Source organism: Pontibacter burrus (assembly GCF_010686685.1).
In the GTDB taxonomy this organism is placed as follows: Bacteria; Bacteroidota; Bacteroidia; order Cytophagales; family Hymenobacteraceae; genus Pontibacter; species Pontibacter burrus.
The window spans coordinates 32674-55580 of the sequence record NZ_JAAGWD010000004.1 but is presented as its reverse complement, the minus strand read 5'-3'; the positions used below and the strand labels follow the sequence as shown (position 1 = coordinate 55580).

The following is a 22907-nucleotide window of genomic DNA, read 5'->3' as shown; positions in this document are numbered from 1 at the left end:
AAATGGCGGACGGGTTCCGCCGACTTAACTTATTTATAAACAATGGCTGTTAAAATCAGACTGGCCCGCAGAGGCCGCAAAAAAGCCGCTATCTACGATATCGTAGTAGCTGACGCTCGTGCACCACGTGATGGTAAATTCATCGAGAAACTGGGTACTTACAACCCTAACACTGTTCCTGCTTCTATCGATTTCAGCGAAGAGAAAGCATTCCAGTGGCTGATGAACGGAGCGCAACCAACTGACACTGTTAAAGCGATGCTTTCTTACAGAGGTATCCTTTACAAAAAACACCTGCAGATCGGTGTTGTAAAGGGTGCTATTACGCAGGAGACTGCTGATGCTCGTTTTGAAGAGTGGAAGAACGCGAAAGATGCGAAGATTGCAGGTAAAGTTGAAAGCCTGAGCTCTGCTAAAGAAGCTGCTAAGAAAGCTGCTTTCGAAGCTGAAACCAAGAAGAAAGAAGCGCGTGCAGAAGCTATCCGTCAGCGTGATGCTGAGAAAGCTGCTGCTAACGCACCTGCTGCTGAGGCAGAAGAAGCTCCTGAAGCACCAGCTGCTGAAGGCGAATCTACTGAAGAGCAAGCATAATTTATTTTGCCATGAATATTGATGCTTGTTTTCAGCTTGGATACATCGTTAAAACGCATGGCATAAAGGGGCAGGTTGTCGCGTTTTTTGACGTTGACTACCCCGAAGATTATGAAGATCTGGAATCAGTTTTCCTTGAACAACAGGGAAGACTGGTTCCATTTTTTATTGATGAAATAGAGCCACAGCAGAAAGGTCGCTTCATCATCAGGTTTGAAGATATAACAACTGTAGAGCAGGCCGAAAAGCTTCGCAATACAGCTTTATACTTACCACTCGACGAGTTACCAGAGTTGGAAGAAGGCCAATTCTACTTCCACGACGTGATCGGTTACAAAGTAGTGGATGCAAACCACGGCGAGCTGGGTACCGTGAAGGATTTTTATGACATGCCGCAACAGCAACTAATGGCCATGGACTACCTGGGCCAGGAAATGCTGATACCGGTAATGGATGAAACCATGTTGCGTGCCGACCACGAAGGTAAAATACTACACGTTCACCTTCCGGAAGGATTGCTGGAAGTCTATACCCAACCGGGCCGTCCCGAAGATGCAGATGATGCTGACCAGGACACGGAAGAGGAAAAATAATGCGCATCGATATTATCAGCTGTCAGCCCGACCTGTTGGACAGCCCCTTTAGCCACTCTATTCTGAAACGCGCGCAGCAAAAAGGCCTTGCCGAAGTGCATGTGCACGACCTGCGTAAGTATGCCATCAACAAACATGGCCAGATAGATGATTATGCTTTTGGTGGCGGTGCCGGTATGGTGATGATGATAGAGCCGATAGATAAGTGCATCTCAGACCTGAAAGCCGAACGTGAGTACGATGCTATAGTTTACATGACACCGGACGGCCAGACGCTGAACCAGAACACTGTAAACCAGTTTTCGCTGCTGCACAACATCATCATTCTTTGCGGTCATTATAAAGGTGTAGATGAGCGTGTACGTCAGCAGTTCATTACTCATGAGATCAGCATAGGCGACTATGTGCTTTCGGGTGGTGAATTAGGTGCAGCTGTATTGGCAGATGCCATTATCCGGATAATACCAGGCGTACTGAACGACGAAACTTCTGCCCTGACAGATTCTTTTCAGGATGGTTTGCTGGCCCCACCAGTATATACCCGCCCTGCAGAATACAAAGGACTGAAAGTGCCGGAGATCCTGTTATCAGGCGACACACCTAAAATAGAGCAGTGGCGTTTTGAGCAGGCTGTAGAGCGAACCAGGCAGCGCAGACCAGACCTGCTGAACGAATAAAAACCATAGTTTATAGTTGGCCTGCAGTGGCTGCTAACTTACTATAACACAGAAAAAATAAATTTTTCGGGCAAGTATTCCTATGTAAAAAATAATTGCATATCTTTGCAGTCCGAATTTTGAAGAAGATACTTTAGCTTTAAGAACATAGCCATGAGCGAATTAATTAAATTAATTGAGCAGGAATCTACAGACAGACGTGCATCGTTCCCTGCTTTCCAGGCGGGTGATACTATAAACATCCACGTAAAGATCCGTGAGGGTAACAAAGAGCGTATTCAGCAGTTCCAGGGCGTTGTTATTCAGCGTAAGAACGTAAATACTAATGGTGAGACTTTCACTGTAAGAAAAATTTCTAACCAGATTGGTTTAGAGCGTATATTCCCGCTTCTTTCTCCATCTATCGAGAAAATTGAGCTTGTTAGAAAAGGTAAAGTAAGAAGAGCTAGATTGTTCTACCTAAGAGGCTTGTCAGGTAAGGCTGCAAGAATCAAGGAAAGAAGATAATAATACCTGTTTTCATAAATTTTCCATAGTTAAGGAAGGAGCCGTCGCACAAACGGCTCCTTTTTTTATTGAACAACTTTATAGTTACCCAAACTATAGCTTATAGCTCTAACGATCATTTCAGCATTACTTATGAGCCGTTTATACTTTCCGTTTTTGTTACTGCTTGTAACTATAGCTTTTACTGCCTGCCAGACCAACTACGCCGAATTACCAACCTATTCTGGTGCAAGGCAACTACAGGCTGTAATAGAAATACCCGCCGGCAGCAACCAGAAAATAAGCTACAACCCGGCTAACAAGGCATTTGAGAACGAAAAACTGGCAGGCCATGACCACGTGGTGCAGCACCTGCCTTACCCGGGCAATTATGGCTTTATACCCTCTACAGAAGTAGGCAAAAATGGTCGTGGACTGAGCGTGCTGGTATTAGGTGAACGCGCCGAGACAGGCACTGTAAAAGAAGTAATTCCGGTGGCAACGCTGATGCTGGAAAAACCAACAGGAGACCTGTATCCTATTGTTGTGGCAGTGCCGGCGCGCCCAAGCGAGCAATTGATAAAGGCTTACAACTATGCCTCGCTGAGCCTGGAGTACCCGGAAGTGAAAACAACACTACAGCAGTGGTTTGTATACCACAACAGAACTGCACCTCTTAAATTTATAGGCTGGAAAGATGAGAAGTTTGCAGAAAAAGAGATTCAGCGCTGGATGAAACTATAGCTGGGATCAGACTTGCCATAAGGCGGCGAAGGTTGCCTGAGGGTGTGATTAGCGTTTGTATCTCTTTATTATTCTTTCTTCTTCTGACTCAACCTTCAGAATGATTTCTTTTGATGTCACAGAATCTATTTCTATACAATTTCTAAGTCCACCGATTTGCTCTTTTACACAGTCGGAATCCGAGAAATCCTTAACTACTATTTCTTTCTTATTCTTCAGGTCAAGTAGTTTTAGCTCTTCGTTTTCTTCATATATGTTTGTGATGTAAAGAATTACCTTTTCCGGTTGGTTCACACCTACCCAAACGCCATTCATCAATTCCTTGCCTGTCTTCTTGTCTATCAGTTGCATCTCGTGAGGGTTTCCCGCGCCGAATGACTGCACAAAAAGGAAAGTATCGCCAAAGTCTGCCCCGATGTAACCAAGATTTTTATGAGGCATCGGATAGCTTGTCTCGCGCAACTGCTTAATATCCCTTTTCCCCTTTACAAGTGTAAGTCTCTGTAATCTCTCGTCTGTAGTTGAGTCAAAGTACACTCTGTAAGAAAGGTGGTAGCCTTGACTTAGGAGAGTGTCGTAACTATACTGGTCAATTTCTTTTTTATTCAATGCTATCTTTTTCCCCTTCTTGTCCTGAGCATTGGTCGCAAAAGCAAAGAGTAAAATCAGCAATATGGTATGTAGAGCTTTTATCATTTCATTTACTCGCTTACTATAAAATCCAAGAAAAGAGGCAAGCCTATAGTTTGAAATCAGGCTATAGTTAGCAATTTAGAATAGAGAGCCAGGAATTGTTTTGTAAAATATTCCTAAACTCTCTAGCTCCAAAACTCTTAAACTGTAAAGTACGTCTCCAGTTCCTGCAGCGTGTTTTCAGTTGTCTGCATATCCTGCACTACCTGTCCTTTCTCCAAAATCACGATGCGTTCGCACACATCAATTACATGGCTTAAGTCGTGACTTGAAATGAACATAGTCATGCGTCTTTCTTCACGAAGCTTTTTCAGCAGGTTCTTCAGGCGTATCTGTGAACTTGGGTCCAGGTTGGCAAAAGGCTCATCCAGGATCAGCAATTCCGGGTTTGATAGCGCTGCTGCCGCAATACCGATCTTTTTCTGGTTGCCTTTAGAGTAATCGCGGATGTACTTGCGCTGGTTCAGGATCTCGCCGTTGAACAGGTCAGTGAAAGGTGCCAGGCGCTCGGCCACATCGCCACCAGACAGCCCGTGCAGGTCGCCAATAAACTTAAAGTATTCCTCTGATGTCAGGTAATCGATCAGGAAGCCTTCGTCCAGGTAAGAGCCCGTATACGATTTCCAGGCATCAGACTGCATCACGTTTACATCTTTCAACTGCACTTCGCCTTTGCTTGGCCTGATCAGGTCCAGGAGCATCCGGAAAAGCGTGGTTTTGCCTGCTCCGTTGTTTCCTACTAAGCCCACTGCTTCGCCTGCATTTATAGTTAGTTCGGGCAGGTTTACAACTGTTGTACCGTTATATATTTTCTGAAGATTATGTATAGTTAGCATTGCTCTGATAGTTAAATGTTATAGTTAGTTTGATTGTCTGAAGCCGGCGGCAAGTTTATACTTATGCGCTATAAACCTGTTAGCCGACCATTGCAGCAGTTGTTTCCGGAAGATGATACCCAGCAGCCCCAGGCCGCCTAAAGCAGCAATACCGGCATATGGCACGCCCATTAAACCAAAAGGAAGGTAGATCAGAATTGGAAGCAGCATAGCTGGCAACATCATCACAAATTTTGAGGCACCTACGCCCTGCCAGTTAAAAGTTGCGCCCTTGCTCAGGTCTAAACGTTCCTTGTTATAAACCGAGAAGAAGAAGATCACAAACACGTTAACGCCAATGTTATAAAGCAGCGTAGCCGCGTTTATCAGGATAATTTTAGAGCCGAAGAAGCCGTATGGCAGCGTAAGTACAAAAGCCAGCACCGTTACGGGTACCATCATCCAGTATTTGGCTTCATAAAACTGGTAAGGTGAGATGTTCTTTTGGGTAAGTAAACCATCAAAATGAGCACTCTGCCAACCCGGCACAAACTGGCCATAGTTAAACATCGGCATCCCAGACAGTATAATCCCTACAAATATTAGCATCGCGAAACCTTCCAGATAAGTGCCTTTGCCATAAAATATAAAGCCGTAGAACAGAAACACAACCGACAAACTAACAACAGACTTGGTGCGCTTGTGGCGCCAGATCAGTTTCAGCTCCAGCTCTATCAATTTACCAAGTTCACCGAAACGGTTCAGGAACGTGATATCTCTACCTGAAGCTTCAGCAGTTTTGCGCAGGTTAAGTTCTTCGGGGTAAGTATGGGCTCTCAGGTAATAAAAGTTAAGCAGATAAGCGCCTACTACCAGCACAAGCGGCACAGCTGCCAGCCAAGGCGTTACAAATAAAGCTCCGAATACAGCTTCTGACGCAGCACGCAACGATACAACATGCAGGTAGTCGAGTAGCATAAGCAGCGAGATGGCAAGTCCGAAACCAAGTGTGTAAAGCGGCTTTGTACTCATCAGGCGCTTAAAGTACAGCAGCAGGAAATTGTTGAGTAGTGTTACCAGAAAAAGCGCCGCCAGCCAAGCCAGACCTGTAGTTGTGCCATAGGCCGGTATAACCGTAGTAAACATGAACGGCACAAAAAAGAGCAGCGGGAACAGGTTAAAAATGCTCGGAATTGATTTTAAGAGCACATAATGTACCAGTCTGTTTTTAGAGATCGGAAGGTGAAGATAAGGCTGCACAGCCAGCACCGGCAGCTCCTGCATCAAAAACCTGAAAAAGAGGTCGATCAGGAAACAGAAAAGCAGCGCACCGTTAAAAATGCCTATTACATTCTGACCGGGGTGAAATTTGGTCAGTATCTCGTGCATGCCAAAACCCAGCAGCAGAAAAATGCTTCCGAAGTATAAAATAAACAGCCCGAGGATGATGTTCAGGACCAGACTTTTCTGAAAAATGGAAGAGCGTAATTGTGCCTTCCATTGATGAGAGAGTAGCGTTAGTAACATAGGCAACAGGTATTAAAGTGTATTTGCTTTCTTCAATATACCTGAAAAACCTTCATTTTTTAAATCCCTGCACCAGCATTTAGACCAACTCGCTATAAAAAAATACCGACGGCCTCCCCTGCTCGATAAAACAGGAATCCCAGCTTTTGGTGAGCTATTTTACCGGATCGTAACCGCTACCGCCCCAAGGGTGGCACCGCCCAATGCGTTTCAGGGCCATCCAACCGCCTTTAAACGGGCCATATTTTGTAACTGCCTGCAGCGCGTAAGTAGAGCAGGTTGGGGTATAACGACAGGTTGCTGGCTTTAGCGGCGAAATCATGTGCTGGTACACCCAGATCAGGCCAAGCAGTAGTTTCTTTATTATCCAGCTCATGGTTGAAGTCTCGTATTCCTGTATTGTGTGTCGAGTTAAACTTTTCCAAACTATAGCTCGTCATCGAAAAGCAAAAAACGGCACACAAAACACACTATAACTAACCCTAACATCCGTTAGGTGCACGATTTTTTCGTAAATTGCATGCAGTTTAACTAATCTAAACATATTTCTATGTTAAAAAGAATCCTTTCACTCCTACTTTTAGTCGGTTTAAGTGTGCCTTACACTGCCAAAGCCGACGAAGGTATGTGGTTGCCGATGCTGATAAAGCGTCTGAACCACGCTGATATGCAGAAAAAAGGACTTCAGCTGACAGCCGAAGAAATTTACTCTGTAAACAACTCCAGCCTGAAAGATGCCATAGTGCAGTTCGGCGGTTTCTGTACCGGTGAATTCATTTCAAAAGAAGGTTTACTGCTTACAAACCACCATTGCGGTTACGGCCAGATTCAGTCTCACTCTACTCCTGAAAAAGATTACCTGACAAACGGATTCTGGGCAAAAAACCACTCAGAAGAACTTCCGAACGAAGGCCTGTTTGTTGATATCCTGGTGCGTATGGACGATGTAACCAGCAAAGTACTGGAAGGCATCAACAATAACACACCAGAGCAGGAACGTGCGCAGAAAGTAGCACAGCGCATGCAGGCACTGGCTAAAGAAGCCAGCAACAACGGCGAGTACGTAACGTATGTGCGTGATTTCTTTAACGGCAACGAATATTACCTGTTCGTTTACAACCGTTACACCGACGTGCGCCTGGTAGGTACGCCTCCATCATCTATCGGTAAATACGGCGGCGACACCGACAACTGGATGTGGCCACGCCATACCGGCGACTTTTCTATCTTCCGTGTGTATGCCGGTAAAGATGGCAAGCCAGCTCCTTACAGCAAAGACAACGTTCCTTACCAGCCTAAGCACCACCTGCCAATCAACATCGGCGACAGAGAGCCGGGCGATTTCTCTATGGTATTTGGTTTCCCGGGCCGTACCAAGCGTTTCATGACGTCGCATGGTCTGCAACTGGAAGTTGATCAGCTGAACAACACGCGTATTAAGCTGCGCGACAAAAAGCTGGCTATCTGGAAAGAGGACATGGATAAGAGCGATGCAATCCGTATTAAATATGCATCTAAGCACGCTTCTACTTCCAACTACTATAAATACTCTATCGGTCAGAACGAAGGCATCAAGCGTATGAAAACGCTGGAAGGCAAAAGAGCTGATGAGGCTAAGTTCCAGGCATGGGCTAATGATGCACAGCGTAAGGCAACTTATGGCAACGTAATGTCTGACATTGATGCTGCTTACAAAGAGATCGAGAAATATAACCTGGGTACTGTTTACCTGAACGAAGCTATACTTGGTACTGAATCGTTACTGATGGCCTACCGCCTGATGCCGCTTTACAATGCCCTGAAGTCTGGCGACGATGCAGTGGTTAAAAGAGCAGTTGCCGATGTAACACCACGCGTAGATGCCTTCTTTAAAGACTACAACATGCCAACTGACAAGAAGGTATTTGCAGCTATGCTGAAGTTCTACTCTGACGACATTGCCAAAGACCAGCAGCCTGCTGCGTTCAAGAACCTGGTAGCTAAATACAAAGGCGATTTCAATAAACTGGCAGACCATGTATACAGCAACTCGTTTGTTGTATCGGAGCAGAAGATGAAGGATTTCCTGAAAAACCCGACAGCCAAGAAACTGGAGAACGATCCTGCTTTCTCGATTGTACAGCCGATCATGGATAACTATACAACCAACATCACGCCGGTACTGGCAGCCGCTAACACTAAACTTAACACGGCTAACCGCCTGTATGTAGCCGGCCTGCGCGAGATGAACCCAAATAAGGTTTACTATGCTGATGCTAACTCAACTATCCGTTTGAGCTACGGTGCCATTAAAGATTATAGCCCGCAGGATGGTGTAATTTACAACTACTACACTACCATGGAAGGCCTGATGGCGAAGGAAGACCCGACCAACGAGGAGTTTGAGGTGCCAGCTAAACTGAAGCAACTGTACCAGGCAAAAGACTATGGCCGCTATGCTAACTCTAAAGGCGAGATGGTAGTTAACTTCATCACTGACAACGACATTACAGGTGGTAACTCCGGTTCTCCGGTAATTAACGGCAGAGGTGAGCTTACCGGTGTTGCATTTGACGGTAACTGGGAAGCAATGACCGGTGACTTAGTTTACGATGCAGACTACAAGCGTTGCATTAACGTAGATGCCCGTTACATCCTGTTCATCATCGATAAGTATGCAGGTGCTCAGAACCTGATCAACGAGATGACGATTGTAACTACTACCAGCCCGGGTGCAGGCGATGCTGCCAGCGTAAAAGCAGAAGCTAAAACACCACAGGCAGAACTACTGAACGCAACGGTAACTGAGGCGCAGGAGAAACTGCGTGCCGGTAACACAGAGTTCAAGATCGAAAAGAAAAAAGGCAAAGCAAGAGTTAAACTTCAGGTTAAAGACTAAGCACCTTTTTAAACTATAGAAAAGCGCTGGGAGAAATCTCAGCGCTTTTTTTATGGCTAGAGACCAGTGATTTATGTAATTTCTCTGATTCGTATGATTTTATGGATTGGGGTTAGGAAGGGCGGTCTGGCTTTAACTATAGCTTATGACGCATGTTTGGTGTTAGTATAAATGAGGTTACCTATGGAGCCATTTTGTAACTGACTCTCTGGGTAAGCAGAAAAGGACAGGTAGTTGAAATCTATAGTTGAAAAGTCTATAGTTGGCTAGGTCTATAGTTGTGCTAATGACCATGGCGCGAACGTCCTTGCTCGTGTCAAACTATAGTTTGGACCTCTGGCCCAGTTGGATTGCAAATCCAACGTTATAAATAAGTCACGGATCACAGATCCGCGCCAGAAGGATTGACGTTAGGAGCAAACTATAGTTTTATAGTTGCAGCTATAGTTTGTTTTGCTTTCCCAAAGCAAAGTCAGTTGCAAACTGGCTGCCATGCACCGCCACAAGTTACGCTAAAGCTAAACTTGCAGCATTTAAAAAATGTCAAAACCCGGCCAATCCTAAAAATCTCCATTCATCCCGGTTCAGACAAAAATCTACTTTAATCGTTGGTCTTGCTGGCATTTTACAGTAATCCTGCTTAATCTTGGTATTCATAATGTTACCCATGCCGCGCCTGATTATCCTTACCCTTTTTATAGTTTACAGTTTTGCCGCTTCGGCGCAGTATAAGTCTTTTTCGTCGGTATCTATAGTTCCCCAACCACAGCACCTGCAGGAGCAGAATGGGCAGTTTATGCTTAACCCGGGCACCAAAATTTACCTACTCCCCGAGCAGCTCTATCTGGAAACTACAGCCCTGCAACTGGCAAAGCAACTACAGCGGGTGACAGGTATAAAGCCACAGCTTCTCTATAAAAAGCCCCGAAAGCGGGCGGCTAACTATATTCTGCTGCAACTAAGTAACGAACCCGACACCCTCGGCGCAGAAGGCTATCATTTAATGGTGCAACCTACTAAGGTCATTCTCTCTGCTAACCAGGCTGCCGGAATTGCAATGGGTATCCAGACGATTGGTCAGCTATTGCCACTTAGTCAGAGCTTCTCTCCTGTAGCTATTCCTGCCCTGGAAGTCACCGATAAACCACGCTATAGTTGGCGCGGCCTGCACCTGGATGTCGTGCGTCATTTTTTTTCGGTTTCGGATATCAAAAAGTACCTGGATTACATGGCGATGCACAAGCTCAACACCTTCCATTGGCACCTGACCGATGACCAGGGCTGGCGCATCGAGATAAAAAAATACCCGAAACTAACCGAAGTAGGTGCGTGGCGCGACGGAACTATAGTTGGTCATGCGTTGGAACGACCGCAGCAGTTTGATGGCAAAAGGTACGGCGGCTTTTACACGCAGGACGAAATAAGGGAAGTAGTGCAGTATGCAAAAGAGCGCCATATAACTATAGTTCCGGAAATTGAGATGCCTGGCCACGCCAAAGCCGCACTGGCTGCTTACCCTGAGTTGAGTTGCATCGGCGGCCCTATCCCGGTAGAACAGGCCTGGGGTATTTTTGAAGATGTGTTCTGTGCCGGCAACGAGCAAACCTATACTTTTCTACAGGATGTATTAACCGAAGTAGCCGCGCTTTTCCCCGGTGAAACAATACACATTGGCGGCGATGAAGTACCTAAAACCCGCTGGAAAGTCTGCTCTAAATGCCAGGCACGCCTCGCTTCGGAAGGCCTGAAAAACGAAAATGAACTGCAGACTTATTTTATAAACAGAATCGGACAATTTCTGCGCTCGAAGAACAAACGCATTATTGGCTGGGATGAAATACTGGATGGCGGCCTGCCAAACAATGCATTGGTGATGTCGTGGCGCGGAACAGCGGGCGGTGTGAAAGCAGCAGAGCAAATGCATGGGGTGGTAATGTCACCAACCTCGCACCTGTACCTGGATTATTACCAGGGTGAGCAGCAACTGGAGCCGCTAGCTTTTGGAGGATACACGCCGCTTAGTAAGGTCTATAGTTTCAACCCTACCCCATCACAGCTTTCTGCGTCGGAGCAGCGCTTTATACTGGGTGCGCAGGCTAACCTTTGGACAGAGTACATCCCAACCTTCGACCAGGTAGAGTACATGTTGTTTCCGCGAATTGCCGCAGCATCCGAAGTCTTCTGGACCAACCCGGCAAATAAAAACTGGGACAACTTTAAGCAGCGCTTGCAGCAGCAATACCTTCGTTACCAGACTTTAGGTATAAACTATGCCACCAGCGCCTACCAGGTAAAGCAGCAGGTAACTACCGATACTGCTCAGCGGGCGGCATCTATAGCTTTCAATACCGATGCAGCCGGAACGCAGGTTTACTATACTTTGGATGGGGAAACCCCGACCACTAATTCGCAACTATACGGCAAACCAATTACGCTTACACAATCTGCAACTATAAAAGCGGCTTCGTTTGTAAATGGAGAGATGGTAGATCAGCCAACAACAACCACGCTAACTATACACAAGGCCTTTGCCCGACCAGTAACGCTGCAAAAGCAGCCAAGTCGCTACTTCAGGGCACAGGGAGGTGCTACGCTTGTAAATGGGTTAACCGGCTCCAATAACCAGAACGACGGCCAATGGCTGGGCTTTGCCGCTGACGATCTGGAGACAATCATCGACCTGGAGCAGATTACAACTATAAACCGCATCAGCAGCACATACCTACAGAACATGCTGGCCAATATCTTTCTGCCAACACAGCTAGAGGTTATGGTTTCGGAGGATGGGAAGAAGTTTAAAACTATAGAAACCATAACCAATACTACCGACCCGTTAAAAGGCGGCATCTTCACTCAAACCATTTCCGCTGAATTCTCTCCTGTAAAAGCGCGCTTTGTAAAATTGGTGGCCCGTAACATTAAAGTCTGTCCGCCAAACCACCGCTCCGCCGGCAAAACAGCCTGGTTAATGGTGAGTGAGATAGTGGTGGAGTAATTGTCTTAAATGATCTGAAATAGATCTCTCACGTTGTTCGAGATGACAATGAAAAAATTAATTTATTGGTCATCCTGAATCTCCTTATTCAGAAATTTACAGAATGGATTCTGGGTTTTAACCAAAGCTTCTTTCTTGCCCCTGCTCCATTTCTTTATTTCCTTCTCCCGCTCAATGGCATGTTGGATTTGAGTGTGTCTTTCAAAGTAGATCAAATTGTAACAGTAATACTTACCTGCAAAAGTTGCTGCATCTCCACTATTCATAAAATGCTCCTGCAGCCGACGTTGCAAATCATTTGTCATGCCCACATATAAGGTCGACCTTTTTGGATTTGTAGTGATATAGACAAAGTAATTATGTGACTTCATTTTTTGTCATCTCGAACAACGTGAGAGATCTATCTCAGATGTTACCATCAACAATACTCCAAAGTTGCCACAAGCAAAAGGCAACCATCTAACAACCAAGCTACTACCCACACCGTAAATCCTATTTCGTTAATAATTAAAGCCTTACGAATGGGATAACTTTACTTCGCTGCATCTGTTTCTCGTTTTTATTTTCCCCTCTGCTTGCCTGGGCGCAGTCTGATGTGCCATTTGGTGCCCGCGCTGCTTCGCTTGGTAATGCATCCGTAACGCTTCCCGATATATGGGCATCTCATAACAACATTGCTGGTATCGCCGGCCTTTCGCAAGCCCAGGTTGGCGCCTATGCCGAGAACAGGTTTGGCATTCGGGCTTTTACTACGGTGGCGCTGCTGGCCGCTGTACCAACTCAGAAGTATGGCAGATATGGCATCAGTTTAAGTCGGTTTGGAGATGAGCTATACAACCGGCAACATATTGGAGTAGGTGCAGCGCATAAGCTTGGCCAGTTTAGCGTGGGTGCAAAAGTAGATGTGTGGCAGATTGCAGTAGCTGGTTATGGCAGTCGCAAAGCGGTAACGCTAACTATAGGTGGCCAGGGCGAAATTGTGCCGGGCCTGTTTTTCGGAGCCAATGCCTACAACCTGAACCAGGCGAAGCTTGCTGAGTTTGAAGACGAGCGTTTGCCTACCGTTATGAAAGCCGGCATAGGCTACATGCCTTACAAAAAGCTTCTGCTGCTGATAGAAAGCGAAAAGAACATCGACTACAACGCTACTTTTAAAGCCGGCATTGAGTACCAGCTGTTTCCGGAAAAGTTTATAGTTCGCAGCGGGTTTCAGTCGCTTACCAACACCTTAAATTTTGGTGCGGGATTTCTGGCCCGGCAGTTTATAGTTGACTACGCCTTTGGCTCCACCACATGGCTTGGCAGCAGCCACCACCTTTCGGTTTCCTATAGTTTCGGGAACCCGAATAGTACCACAACAGTCGTTACAACGCCAGCAACTATAAACCCGATGTAACTATGGCGCGTGTTATAGTTGTTCTGCTGCTATTCTACCTGTTTACGCCAGCGCAGGCACAGGATTACCCACGTCAACCTATAGATCTCGACCTGTTTGTGCAGGAGCTGTTTTCGGTGCAGGAAGATGAAAACATCTCCTATGAGGACCTATATGAAACCCTGTTCCAGTATTACCAGCAGCCCATCGACCTGAACAATACCACACCCGAAGAACTGGCTTCGCTGTTCATTCTTTCACGACCCCAGATCGCAGCTTTTTTCCAGCATATCCGCGATAATGGTAAGCTGCTCAGTATTTACGAACTACAGGCCATCCCTAACTTCGATCTCCTCACCATTTACCAACTGCTACCTTTTGTGCGGGTTGAGGATGCCGGTTTGTTTGCCGATACCCGGCCACTCTGGCAACGCCTGATCGGGGAAGACAACAATGCATTGGTATTGCGCTACGAGCGCACGCTGCAGCAGCGGCGTGGCTACTCTCCCATTGACTCCAGCAGCAGATCGCAGACCAGGTATGCCGGCTCTCCGGACAAGCTATACCTGCGCTACCGCCAGAGCCATGCCGGAGACCATAGCTTAGGAGTAACAGCCGAGAAAGATGCTGGCGAAGCCTTTACCTGGGACGGCAGCACCCGCCGTTACGGCTTCGACTTTTATACAGCGCATTTGCAGCTTTACAACAAAGGCCGCTTTAAAACGATAGCGATAGGCGATTATCAGTTGCAGATCGGGCAGGGTTTGCAACTGTCGTCGGGGTACAGCGTGGGCAAAGGAAGCGAAACGATCACCACCATTAGCCGTGCCAACCTGGGCATCAGGCCCTATAGTTCGGTGCTGGAATACGCCTTTTTCAGAGGCGGAGCTGTTACCTATAGTCTGACAAACAACCTGAATCTGACGGGTTTTTACTCTATCAAGCGTGTGGATGCCAACCTGCAGCCAGATACTACTTCTGAGTTCAGCCAGTCGTTTACCGGCATACAAACATCCGGCTTTCACAGAACACCCACGGAGCTGGCAAACAAAGGGCGCGTGCGGGAGCATATTTATGGCAGCAGCCTGCAATACCAGCAGCGGGCATTTACAATTGGGGTTACTGCAGTCGGCACAAACTATAGTTCACCAATCAAAAAAACGGATGCACCTTACCAGCGCTTTGAGTTTAATGGCACCAGCAACTATACAGCAGGCACAAACTATAGTTTTACCTGGCAGAATGTGTACCTCTTCGGTGAAACGGCTGTCAGCAAAAGCGGTGGCATCGGGAGCGTAAACGGGTTCATCGCTAACTTATCCAACAAAGCAGAACTGGCTATGCTGTACCGGTACTATAGCCGCGATTTCCATAGTTTGTATGGCGGTGCGTTTGGCGAGGGCGGCCGCAACATAAACGAGCGCGGCTTTTATACCGGCATCGAACTGAAACCCATTGCGCGCTGGGAAATAACAGCTTACTACGACCGTTTCACTTTTCCGTGGCTGCGCTACCGTGTAGATGCTCCGTCTTATGGCGATGAGTACTTGGTGCGGTTATACTTTAAACCAAACCGGCAAAGCGCCCTGTATGCCCAGTTCCGCACCGAAAGCAAGGGCCTGAACGCGCCAGACAATACCACAACTATAGATTACGTGGCACAGGCACTGCGCCGCAATTACCTGGTGTATTATGAGGTTAGTCCTACTCCCAAGTTAAGCCTGAAAAGCCGGGTACAGTTCAGTAGTTATGCCCACGAAGCACCAAAGCAAACCGGTTACCTGATTGCCCAGGACGCCAACTTCACTTTCCGCAATATTCGCCTGAGCACCCGCTACGCCATTTTCGACACCGACAGTTATGATACCCGGCAGTATGTTTATGAACGTGATGTACTCTATTCCTTCTCAATTCCGGCGCTGAGTGGGAAAGGCACGCGCATGTATGCTTTGCTGCAGTTCCAGCTGATCCGTGACTTGGATGTATGGGTAAAATATGCTGTCACAAACTATAGAAACACAGACACCATCGGCTCCGGCTTAGAAACGATCGAAGGCTCCCGCAGATCGGATGTAAAGGTGCAGGTTAGGTATAAGTTTTAGTTGTCGTTGTGATATTAGCGTTGGAGATTTCTCGAATATGACACAGCCCACAAGAAGGACTTGTGGGCTGTGTTTATGGATTGATAACAACAATCTAACTGGCCTTGGGCTAACTTCAACACCTGATAGATGTTATTATAGAAAAGCTTTCTATTCGCACCTAAATTCTTTGTTAAATGGGATCAACTTACTTTTTTCTACTCCATTCATAAATATTATTCCATCATATAACTCCGCAAGAGGCATTGGCTTTAAAGCATAAGCATTTCTTATAGTTTTATAAAGCCATTCATTCTGAGACGTGACAGGGATTTGCTTCTCTATTGGAAGATAGCCTGTTTTATGATCTGTGAGAGAATAAATTGCTTCTAAACTATTATCAAAAGTTTTTGACTTCAGGTTTTCTGTGGAAGTATAGAATCCAATTACAAAAGATTGGCTTTTATGTACAGGCGACAAGAAACTTCCCATAGATACAGCATCATGACTGTGATATCCTCTTTTGCTGATATGTCCATTGTGTGCCCAAACAATTATTTTTTGATCGGGGTAAAGAGAGTCAGCGATAAACTCCAAATTCTTAGCCATAATGTCGTCTCTTTCTGCATTAGTTACATGGAATTTTTCCGCATCCTTAGTTAATGCATTTGGTTTACGTAACACCAGTTGCCTTGAAGCAATTGCTTTTTGGTAAATTCTTTGTTGCCCTTCAGTGATTCCGTTCTGTCTAAACTTTCCATTTATCTCAGATAAGACAGCATCGTACTGTATAAGTAACTCCTTCTGTCTTTGGTTTAAGACTTCCTCAGTCTTCTTATCGTTTTTACCCGAGTGGAAGTATTGCGACCTTTCTAAAGCATAATGAGTGTGGAGACTATCTGCTTCATAATACATATCTGCTAAAGAACTATTGGCAGGAAACATTTGGTGATAATACTCTCTTGGCAGGTAGAGGGCATTATTGTTTGGGTCGAAGCCTGCAAATTCCATCGTACTTCCCTTTAAGTAATCAAAAAGCTGACAGTTATTCTTCACACGCCAATAGCCCATCACAGAGTGAACAAGGAGTCGCATACCATTAAGTGAGTCTTTGTTAATATTAGCAAGACCGCAATTAGAAACACCTCCTTCAAACGCCACCACTCTAAAGCCCATCTCCTGATGCAGGAAACGAATCAGACGGAATTTAAGCAAATTATTATCATTGATATCATGAGCATTTTCCCCAAGCCATACAATGCGTTTGCTCCCGATCTGCTCCTTCAGGAACATCAGGTCTGTAAAATCGTCAGACTCCCTACTTAAAATAGGTATAGTTGCTTTCTGAGCATATGCAACCCATTCTTTATTTGCTTTTGCTGTTTTGCCTTCTTTTTGCCCATAGGTTGGCCACGAGACAATAGCCAAAAGAAATACAACCAGCGTAAAAGTTGATTTACTAATTCTCTTTTCTTTCATTAAAGGATATTATCTATACTATAGTTGGCAGTATCCCAGAATCCGGACCTATGGTATATTCTTTACAAATACCAATTGCTGCGCGTCTGTCTTTACAATGTTGTTCATAAACTCCAGCATCTTGGCATAAGCTTCGGGCTTAAAGCGGCCGTCGTTTATTTGGAGCGTGCGCACGAACTTTATCTGTTGTCCGTCTACTTCTATGTTTGTCTTAAGCGAACCAAAGTCAGATTTAAACTCTGTGTTATTGGGTTTATGCTCTAATGCATACCCAGCAGGCAATTCATAAATCACGGTATCAACTTCGGTGTAGGCCTTTCTGCGTACCACATCCCACTGGCGGTTTTGCAGTTGGTTTGGCGTGCTGCTCCACTTATTCATCAGGTTTGGTGTCAGGAACATGCGTTTGCCACTAATGGTGGCACACTGGCGCAGGCTCAGCTCCAGCTTTTCAGTCACTTCGGGCAGTATGTCTTTTTTCAGATCGATCGAGAATTTATTCAGTTCGAAAGAAGGAATGCTAATGCTTCGGTATAACCACTTACGTTGGTCTTCCGGCGAAGCTGACTGTATAAGGCGGGCATATGGTTCGTGGTCGTGGCCGGTGTAACGCGTGTGCGCTGTAGCTACGCCATTTCCTTTCTCATCCAGCTTTACTCTGACAGTGCGGTGATGCGTATTCTCATTGACAGTATAGGTTGGCGTACTCACTAACTTGCCGCCATCCGGTGTAATCAGCAGGGCTTTTCTGTTACCGGTAAAGCTACCGGAGTAACCCGCCGATTCGATCTGGCTTGTGCACTCCAGCCATAGTGTATCCTGCTCCATCGGCACCGAAAGGATTACGTGGTTAAACTGGCTGCTCGGGAAGTCTTCCATTATAGGAGCCACATCATCTCCGGCACGTATCAGGGCATGGTACGACTCAATGCCGACTGCTTTCAACATAGACTGGGTATAGTTGGTAAGTGCCTTACAGTCGCCGTAGCCTTTGCTATCTACAAAAGTAGCCTCAAAAGGCTGCCAACCTCCAATTCCTAACTGTATCGAAACATAACGGGTGTTGCTTTGCAGGTACTGGTAAATGCGTTTTACTTTCTCTTCTTTTGTTTTGGCATCGGCTACCAGCGCAGTCAGCTTTGCTTTAGTTGTTTCAGGTAATTCTCCCCTACCGGCGTTCAGTTTGTTCATGTAGTGGCCGTAGCTCTGCCAGGTGCTCATGTCGCCGGCGTAACCTTGTACTTCAAACGTGATGGGTGCTGTATGTACTACAGGCACCAGTTCTGTAAAGGTTGGCATGTAAGGTTCTACCTTAAACGGCGTTAGGTTATTTACCTGCCAGGTGTATACTTCTTTACCGGCTTCGCTTTTTATAGTTACCGGGCTCGGCAGGTTCTGCTCGCGGTAGCGCATCTTCATGCCTGCAGGCATTACCACCGTAAACACTGATTTTGCTACCGACAGGTTCTCCTCATCAAGAGGCAACCAGCGCGGATAAAACATCATGTTGGTAGAGGTAGTCTGGTACTCAAACTCTACCACAAACGGGTACATGGTATGCGTCAGATCCGCTATTTTTACACGGTTATCTTCAAATAACGACCCACCCGAAACAGCGCTGATATCGATAATGTCGCTGTTCTTCAGCGATTTTATTTTCTTGCCATTTCTATCGTAAGAGGTGCCTTTAATATGGTTCACCTTCGATAGCTTATCGTAGGGCACATACACTTTGGCACGGTGCAGCCCATTCTCGTTCAGGATAGTGATGTTGACTTTATAAACAGTAGTTGCGTTGCCGGGCGAGTTAACTGTAAAAACAGTTTCTTCGGAGTTGATCACCACGTTGGCACCTTTGGTAAGATCGGTGGTGCGGGCAGCTATAGTTGCAAGCGGCAGGGTCAGCCACAACATAAGCAGTAACAGAGCCAGTTTGATTTTCATAAAACAGGTTGATTAATTATGTATAAACCTGTAACAGCCGGGTAAGCCGTTACAGGTTTTTAAATTTATATAATGTTAGTTTGCCTGTGCCTTTTTAAGTACAATCTGCTCGGCGTGTTTGGCAATAATCTGGTTGTAAAACTCCTTCAGCTGCTTGTACTCAGGGGCGTAGAATACCGGCTTGTTGATATTCAGGCGGCTCATTACCTGTAGTTCGCTACCATTTTGCTGCACCATAAATGTAAACCTGCCCCCATTCTCCGGCAATGTAACAACAGCACTTTTCGGAGCTTCATCTATTACATAACCTGCTGGTATAGTATATTTCGTGATAATGGTCTCATCAATTGGAGAGGCAAAATCTACAGGGTACATGCGCTCATCCAGCTTAAACGGGTTCTCTTTTTCACCGAAACCCAGCAATGGATTCAGGTAAATGATATCCGTTAGCTGTCCGGTACCGGCAGCGCTTATGTCGTAGCGGATCATGAAAGGCTCGTTCAGTTTATCGTTGTTCTCAAAGGTTGGTTTACCCAGCTTATAGTTGCCTATTTCACGAGTCAGCCTTTCAGAGAATTTCTCCTCTCCCTCTTCTGAAAGCGTTTTGCGCAACGACAAAGCATAATACCCGCCTGCAGATTCTGTTATCTTACCAACCAGTTCGCCATTCGGAGTAAAGGTTACTTCAGAAGATATGAACTGTGAGTAGTTTGATGGCTTCAGGTTTACCCAACGGTTTCCGTCACGCTTGATCAGGTGGCCTTCGGTGTTCAGCGCTCTTACTGGCAGCATGCCAAACGGCATCAAAGGTTCAGTAGCGTCCAGCACATATTCTTTTCCATCTACAGTTACATGTGCTACCACATAGTTAAACTTATTTACCAGCGGCGATCCTTTTGGCGGGCGACCATTGCTGCGGGTACTTACCAGTACCGGGTTCGCGTCGAACGATGCTTCCTGTAACATAGCTACCAGCATCAGGTTAATATCTGCTGCATTCCCTGATCTGGTGTCATAGGCTTTGCGAAGTGTGTTGGTCGCCAGGAAGCCATATTTCCCGTTCCAGGTCATGCGGTCTTTTACGTGGTTGTAGATTGCCTGCAACTGCTGGTCCTTTGTTTTGTTCTGAGCTGTAATGGCGGCCAGCTCGTTTTTATAGTAACCGCTGCGGTTAAGCTGCACCCCAAAACGGTCGCTCATTAAAAGGTCTTTTGTAACGTCCTGCCAGTTACCTGTCATCTGGCGTGGTGCCTGCCCCGGAAATTTAACCTGCTGCAGCTCAAACTCGATCTTTGACTGGAAATCGCGCATGGTGGTAATGTACTTCTCTTCTTTCAGCGCCGGTATATCCTTCATGGTCCAGGTGTAGGCATTGTTAATCAGCTCAGGTGTAGAGGTCGCCACATTGTTTCGTCCCTGGCTATACAACGGCTGGTAGCCTTGCATCAGGAACTTATAGTCGAAGTACTCCGGAATTTCAGCGCGGTACTCGCTCCACATAGTAGGTATCGTTGTCTGGAACTCCCATTCGCGCATGTTGTACACAAAATCCGATACAATGGTATACTGCACTTCAATCACAGATCCTTCCTTTACGTTAGGCATCGTGAATTTCTTTGTAAACCAGTTCTCGCTCATCTGTTCATCAAACACACTTTTAGCTTCCAGTTTGTGTTTCTGAACCTGCCCATTCTCCATATTGTAGGTAAAACCTTTTACTGAAATCACCTTTTCTTTATCTGCGCTCTTGATGTAGTAAGGCACCGAAAAGTTTGCCCAGTCGTACCCGGACTTCTTCAGTATTTTAATGCGGATGTGACGGTCTGTTTTTATCTGTGTTTTATGGCCAAAGGAGAATTTAGTATATCCAATATCCGAGATCACGACGGCATCGGCTGCAGTGTCCTGCGGGTAACTGGTCATCTTCAGTTCCTCGTCAGACAACTTGCCGAATTTGGCACCCTGAGCAAAGGCTCCGGCTCCCACCAGGGCAAAGCAGCAGGTAAGTAAAAATGCAAGGGTAAATGTTGCTCTCATAAGCTATAGATAAAAAAGGTGGAAAATTCTGTCTGCTAAAGCGTTTTAGTTAACTGCTGCTTTCTTCAGCACGATCTGTTCGGCCTGCTTTGCTATAATCTGGTTGTAGAATTCTTTCAGATAAGTATATTCCTCAACGTAAAACAAAGTCTTATTTAAATTGATGCGGCTCATAACCTGGAGTTGGTTGCCTTGTTGTTGCACCATAAAAGTGAACTTGCCGCCTTCCTCAGGCAATGTAATTACAGCACTTTTTGGTGCTTCCTCAACTACATAACCAGCCGGAATAGTATATTTTGCAATTATTGTTTCGTCACTGGGCCATGAAAAATTGATAGGATACAGGCGCTCCTCCAGTTTAAACGGGTTATCTTTCTTAACGAACCCCAATAGTGGGTTAAAGTAAATGATGTCCTGGTTCTGCCCGGTGCCAGTGGATCTGATATCATATTTTATCAGGAATGGCTGATTCTTTTTCTCATTATTCTCGAACGTGGGCTTACTCATACTATAATTGCCTAATTCCCTTGTAAGGTCTTCTGCAAATTTACCTTCCCCTTGTTCAGATATTTTTTTACGTAGTTCTAAAGCATAATACCCGTCAGCTGACTCTGTTAACTTGCCTTGCAGACTTCCTTCCGGAGAGAAGACAGCCTCGATAGCTACATACTGAGAGCGGGTTTTAGGATTAAGTGTTACCCAGCGACCAGCATCTTTTTTGATAAGGCGGCCTTCGTCGTTTAAAGCGCGTGGTGGTAGCATCCCAAAAGGAGCTAATGGTTCTGTAGCATCTAGCAAAAACTCTTTACCATTTACTACAACATGTGCCACTACATAGTTAAACCTTGATAACAGAGGCGAATCTTTCGGTGGCCTTCCGTTTTCGCGTGTGCTCACCAGCACCGGGTTGGCATCAAATCCGGCTTCGCGCAACATTGTAACAAGTAGCAGGTTTATATCAGCCACATTTCCTTTCGCTTCATCATAAGCTTTTCGTAATGTGTTATTGCTTGTACCAAATCCGTTCCCTTTGGTCCAGGTCATGTGGCCTTGCACATGGTGGTAAATCTTTTCAGCCAGGTCTTCCGGCACTTTAGTCTGAGCTTCTAAACCCACAACTATATTTTTAAAGGCCCCCTTGTTATTCATCGGAACACCAAAACGGTCGCTTTGCAATAAGCCTTTTGTTACTTCATCCCAGTTCCCTGATATCTGCTGTGTGCCTCTGGGGTAGCGTATCTGCTGTAGTTCAAATTCAATTTTGGTCTGATAATCTTTCAGTGTTGTGATAAAGCTCTCCTCTTTCAGGGCGGGCACATCCTTCATAATCCAGGTGTACTGAAAGTTTTTATAGTTTGTAGAACCGGATGCTTTGTTCTCCTTATTTGAGTAATAAAGCGGATGATAGCCCTGCATCAGAAACTTGTAGGTCAGGAATTCAGGTATTTCAGCATGGTACTCACTCCAGGCTGTAGGTATAGTCTGCTGAAATTCCCATGCAGGTAAGTTATAGAATGCTGCTGCCAGATAGGTCGTAAATTCAACATCAATCACAGAGCCTTCTTTTACGTTAGGCATTGTAAATTTCTTTACATACCAATCTTCATAAAACTTCTCGTCGAAAGCATTTTTCAGATCCAGCTTGGTCTTTTGTACTACGCCATCCTCCAGTGTATATGTGTACCCTTTTATACCGGCCACACTGCCTTTCACCAGGTAGGGCACTTTAAAATTGGCCCAATCATAGCCGGACTTTTTCAGGATTTTAATCCGGATATGACGTTCTGTAGATACGCCTCTGGCTCCAAATTTTGTATAGGCCTTGTCGAAAAGGATAACAGCTTCGGCGGCAGTATCGAGCGGATAGTGCTGCATCGAAAGCTCTTTGGTACTAACCTCACCAAATTTGGCTACCTGAGCGTAACCTCTGTGCGAACAAGTAAAAAGTAAGGTAAAAAGAAATGTGACTGCAAGGGTAAAGCTTGTTCTCAT

General features: G+C 45.7%; 18 protein-coding genes. 9 read left to right on the top strand and 9 right to left on the bottom strand.

Translation table 11 applies throughout. The annotated features are described in order from the left end of the window. Positions 1-42 precede the first annotated feature (42 nt). The 5 genes from GXP69_RS09835 (at position 43) to GXP69_RS09815 (ending at position 3091) form a co-directional block, all read left to right on the top strand. A complete protein-coding gene (locus tag GXP69_RS09835) occupies positions 43-591 on the top strand; it encodes a 30S ribosomal protein S16 (protein WP_163914871.1) in 549 nt (182 codons plus the stop codon). A gap of 11 nt (positions 592-602) precedes the next feature. Beyond that, entirely contained in the window at positions 603-1184 is a 582-nt protein-coding gene (rimM, locus tag GXP69_RS09830) for a ribosome maturation factor RimM (RefSeq protein ID WP_163914868.1), read from the top strand. Next, positions 1184-1861 carry a tRNA (guanosine(37)-N1)-methyltransferase TrmD gene (gene trmD / locus GXP69_RS09825; protein ID WP_163914866.1) on the top strand — a complete coding sequence of 226 codons (678 nt, stop codon included), beginning with the start codon at positions 1184-1186 and terminating at the stop codon, positions 1859-1861. Before rimM ends, trmD begins: the two co-directional genes overlap by 1 nt. Positions 1862-2014: 153 nt before the next feature. After that, positions 2015-2368 carry a 50S ribosomal protein L19 gene (rplS, locus tag GXP69_RS09820; RefSeq protein WP_163914864.1) on the top strand — a complete coding sequence of 118 codons (354 nt, stop codon included), beginning with the start codon at positions 2015-2017 and terminating at the stop codon, positions 2366-2368. Positions 2369-2500: 132 nt separating this feature from the next. Continuing rightward, positions 2501-3091 (top strand): inorganic diphosphatase, encoded by a 591-nt coding sequence (locus tag GXP69_RS09815; RefSeq protein WP_163914862.1) that lies wholly within the window; start codon positions 2501-2503, stop codon positions 3089-3091. Between the two features lie 48 nt (positions 3092-3139). Here GXP69_RS09815 and GXP69_RS09810 read toward each other — a convergent pair whose 3' ends face one another. From GXP69_RS09810 to yidD, 4 genes are all read right to left on the bottom strand, one after another. Beyond that, positions 3140-3787 (bottom strand): hypothetical protein, encoded by a 648-nt coding sequence (locus GXP69_RS09810; protein WP_163914860.1) that lies wholly within the window; start codon positions 3785-3787, stop codon positions 3140-3142. Between the two features lie 137 nt (positions 3788-3924). Continuing rightward, positions 3925-4620, bottom strand: coding sequence for an ABC transporter ATP-binding protein (locus GXP69_RS09805; protein WP_163914858.1), 696 nt, complete (start codon positions 4618-4620; stop codon positions 3925-3927). 24 nt (positions 4621-4644) lie between these two features. Next, entirely contained in the window at positions 4645-6126 is a 1482-nt protein-coding gene (locus tag GXP69_RS09800; RefSeq protein WP_163914856.1) for a DUF5687 family protein, read from the bottom strand. 154 nt (positions 6127-6280) lie between these two features. Next, positions 6281-6502 carry a membrane protein insertion efficiency factor YidD gene (gene yidD, locus GXP69_RS09795; protein ID WP_163914854.1) on the bottom strand — a complete coding sequence of 74 codons (222 nt, stop codon included), beginning with the start codon at positions 6500-6502 and terminating at the stop codon, positions 6281-6283. A 174-nt stretch (positions 6503-6676) separates the two neighbouring features. On the opposite strand from yidD, the gene GXP69_RS09790 reads away from it, so the two are divergent. After that, on the top strand, positions 6677-9004 hold the full coding sequence (locus GXP69_RS09790) for a S46 family peptidase (protein ID WP_235925658.1): 2328 nt from the start codon (positions 6677-6679) through the stop codon (positions 9002-9004). Between the two features lie 667 nt (positions 9005-9671). Next, the gene (locus tag GXP69_RS09785) at positions 9672-11999 is read left to right on the top strand and encodes a glycoside hydrolase family 20 protein (protein WP_163914852.1); all 2328 of its coding nucleotides are present in this window, start codon (positions 9672-9674) and stop codon (positions 11997-11999) included. Between the two features lie 62 nt (positions 12000-12061). Here the strand turns inward: GXP69_RS09785 and GXP69_RS09780 are convergent, their stop codons facing one another. After that, the gene (locus GXP69_RS09780) at positions 12062-12370 is read right to left on the bottom strand and encodes a GIY-YIG nuclease family protein (protein ID WP_163914850.1); all 309 of its coding nucleotides are present in this window, start codon (positions 12368-12370) and stop codon (positions 12062-12064) included. Between the two features lie 224 nt (positions 12371-12594). Here GXP69_RS09780 and GXP69_RS09775 point away from each other — a divergent pair, with 224 nt between their 5' ends. After that, positions 12595-13395, top strand: coding sequence for a PorV/PorQ family protein (locus GXP69_RS09775; RefSeq protein WP_163914849.1), 801 nt, complete (start codon positions 12595-12597; stop codon positions 13393-13395). A gap of 2 nt (positions 13396-13397) precedes the next feature. Continuing rightward, positions 13398-15476: a helix-hairpin-helix domain-containing protein gene (locus tag GXP69_RS09770; protein WP_163914847.1), complete on the top strand. Its 2079-nt coding sequence runs from the start codon at positions 13398-13400 to the stop codon at positions 15474-15476. A 150-nt stretch (positions 15477-15626) separates the two neighbouring features. Here GXP69_RS09770 and GXP69_RS09765 read toward each other — a convergent pair whose 3' ends face one another. The 4 genes from GXP69_RS09765 to GXP69_RS09750 all read right to left on the bottom strand — a co-directional run bounded on the left by GXP69_RS09765 (position 15627) and on the right by GXP69_RS09750 (position 22907). Continuing rightward, positions 15627-16934, bottom strand: a complete 1308-nt coding sequence (locus GXP69_RS09765) for an erythromycin esterase family protein (protein WP_163914845.1) — start codon at positions 16932-16934, stop codon at positions 15627-15629. A 48-nt stretch (positions 16935-16982) separates the two neighbouring features. Then, a complete protein-coding gene (locus tag GXP69_RS09760) occupies positions 16983-18878 on the bottom strand; it encodes a DUF3857 domain-containing protein (protein ID WP_163914842.1) in 1896 nt (631 codons plus the stop codon). Between the two features lie 75 nt (positions 18879-18953). Next, positions 18954-20915 (bottom strand): DUF3857 domain-containing protein, encoded by a 1962-nt coding sequence (locus GXP69_RS09755; protein ID WP_163914840.1) that lies wholly within the window; start codon positions 20913-20915, stop codon positions 18954-18956. A 45-nt stretch (positions 20916-20960) separates the two neighbouring features. Next, the gene (locus tag GXP69_RS09750; RefSeq protein ID WP_163914839.1) at positions 20961-22907 is read right to left on the bottom strand and encodes a DUF3857 domain-containing protein; all 1947 of its coding nucleotides are present in this window, start codon (positions 22905-22907) and stop codon (positions 20961-20963) included.

Bases quoted from the DNA above. Each gene is read 5' to 3' on its own strand.
- GXP69_RS09835 (WP_163914871.1), top strand. From the start codon at position 43: ATGGCTGTTAAAATCAGACTGGCCCGCAGAGGCCGCAAAAAAGCCGCT.
- GXP69_RS09785 (WP_163914852.1), top strand. From the start codon at position 9,672: ATGCCGCGCCTGATTATCCTTACCCTTTTTATAGTTTACAGTTTTGCC.
- GXP69_RS09815 (WP_163914862.1), top strand. From the start codon at position 2,501: ATGAGCCGTTTATACTTTCCGTTTTTGTTACTGCTTGTAACTATAGCT.
- trmD (WP_163914866.1), top strand. From the start codon at position 1,184: ATGCGCATCGATATTATCAGCTGTCAGCCCGACCTGTTGGACAGCCCC.
- GXP69_RS09790 (WP_235925658.1), top strand. From the start codon at position 6,677: ATGTTAAAAAGAATCCTTTCACTCCTACTTTTAGTCGGTTTAAGTGTG.
- GXP69_RS09750 (WP_163914839.1), bottom strand. From the start codon at position 22,907: ATGAGAACAAGCTTTACCCTTGCAGTCACATTTCTTTTTACCTTACTT.
- rimM (WP_163914868.1), top strand. From the start codon at position 603: ATGAATATTGATGCTTGTTTTCAGCTTGGATACATCGTTAAAACGCAT.
- GXP69_RS09800 (WP_163914856.1), bottom strand. From the start codon at position 6,126: ATGTTACTAACGCTACTCTCTCATCAATGGAAGGCACAATTACGCTCT.
- GXP69_RS09760 (WP_163914842.1), bottom strand. From the start codon at position 18,878: ATGAAAATCAAACTGGCTCTGTTACTGCTTATGTTGTGGCTGACCCTG.
- GXP69_RS09805 (WP_163914858.1), bottom strand. From the start codon at position 4,620: ATGCTAACTATACATAATCTTCAGAAAATATATAACGGTACAACAGTT.
- yidD (WP_163914854.1), bottom strand. From the start codon at position 6,502: ATGAGCTGGATAATAAAGAAACTACTGCTTGGCCTGATCTGGGTGTAC.
- GXP69_RS09765 (WP_163914845.1), bottom strand. From the start codon at position 16,934: ATGAAAGAAAAGAGAATTAGTAAATCAACTTTTACGCTGGTTGTATTT.
- GXP69_RS09770 (WP_163914847.1), top strand. From the start codon at position 13,398: ATGGCGCGTGTTATAGTTGTTCTGCTGCTATTCTACCTGTTTACGCCA.
- GXP69_RS09755 (WP_163914840.1), bottom strand. From the start codon at position 20,915: ATGAGAGCAACATTTACCCTTGCATTTTTACTTACCTGCTGCTTTGCC.
- GXP69_RS09810 (WP_163914860.1), bottom strand. From the start codon at position 3,787: ATGATAAAAGCTCTACATACCATATTGCTGATTTTACTCTTTGCTTTT.
- rplS (WP_163914864.1), top strand. From the start codon at position 2,015: ATGAGCGAATTAATTAAATTAATTGAGCAGGAATCTACAGACAGACGT.
- GXP69_RS09780 (WP_163914850.1), bottom strand. From the start codon at position 12,370: ATGAAGTCACATAATTACTTTGTCTATATCACTACAAATCCAAAAAGG.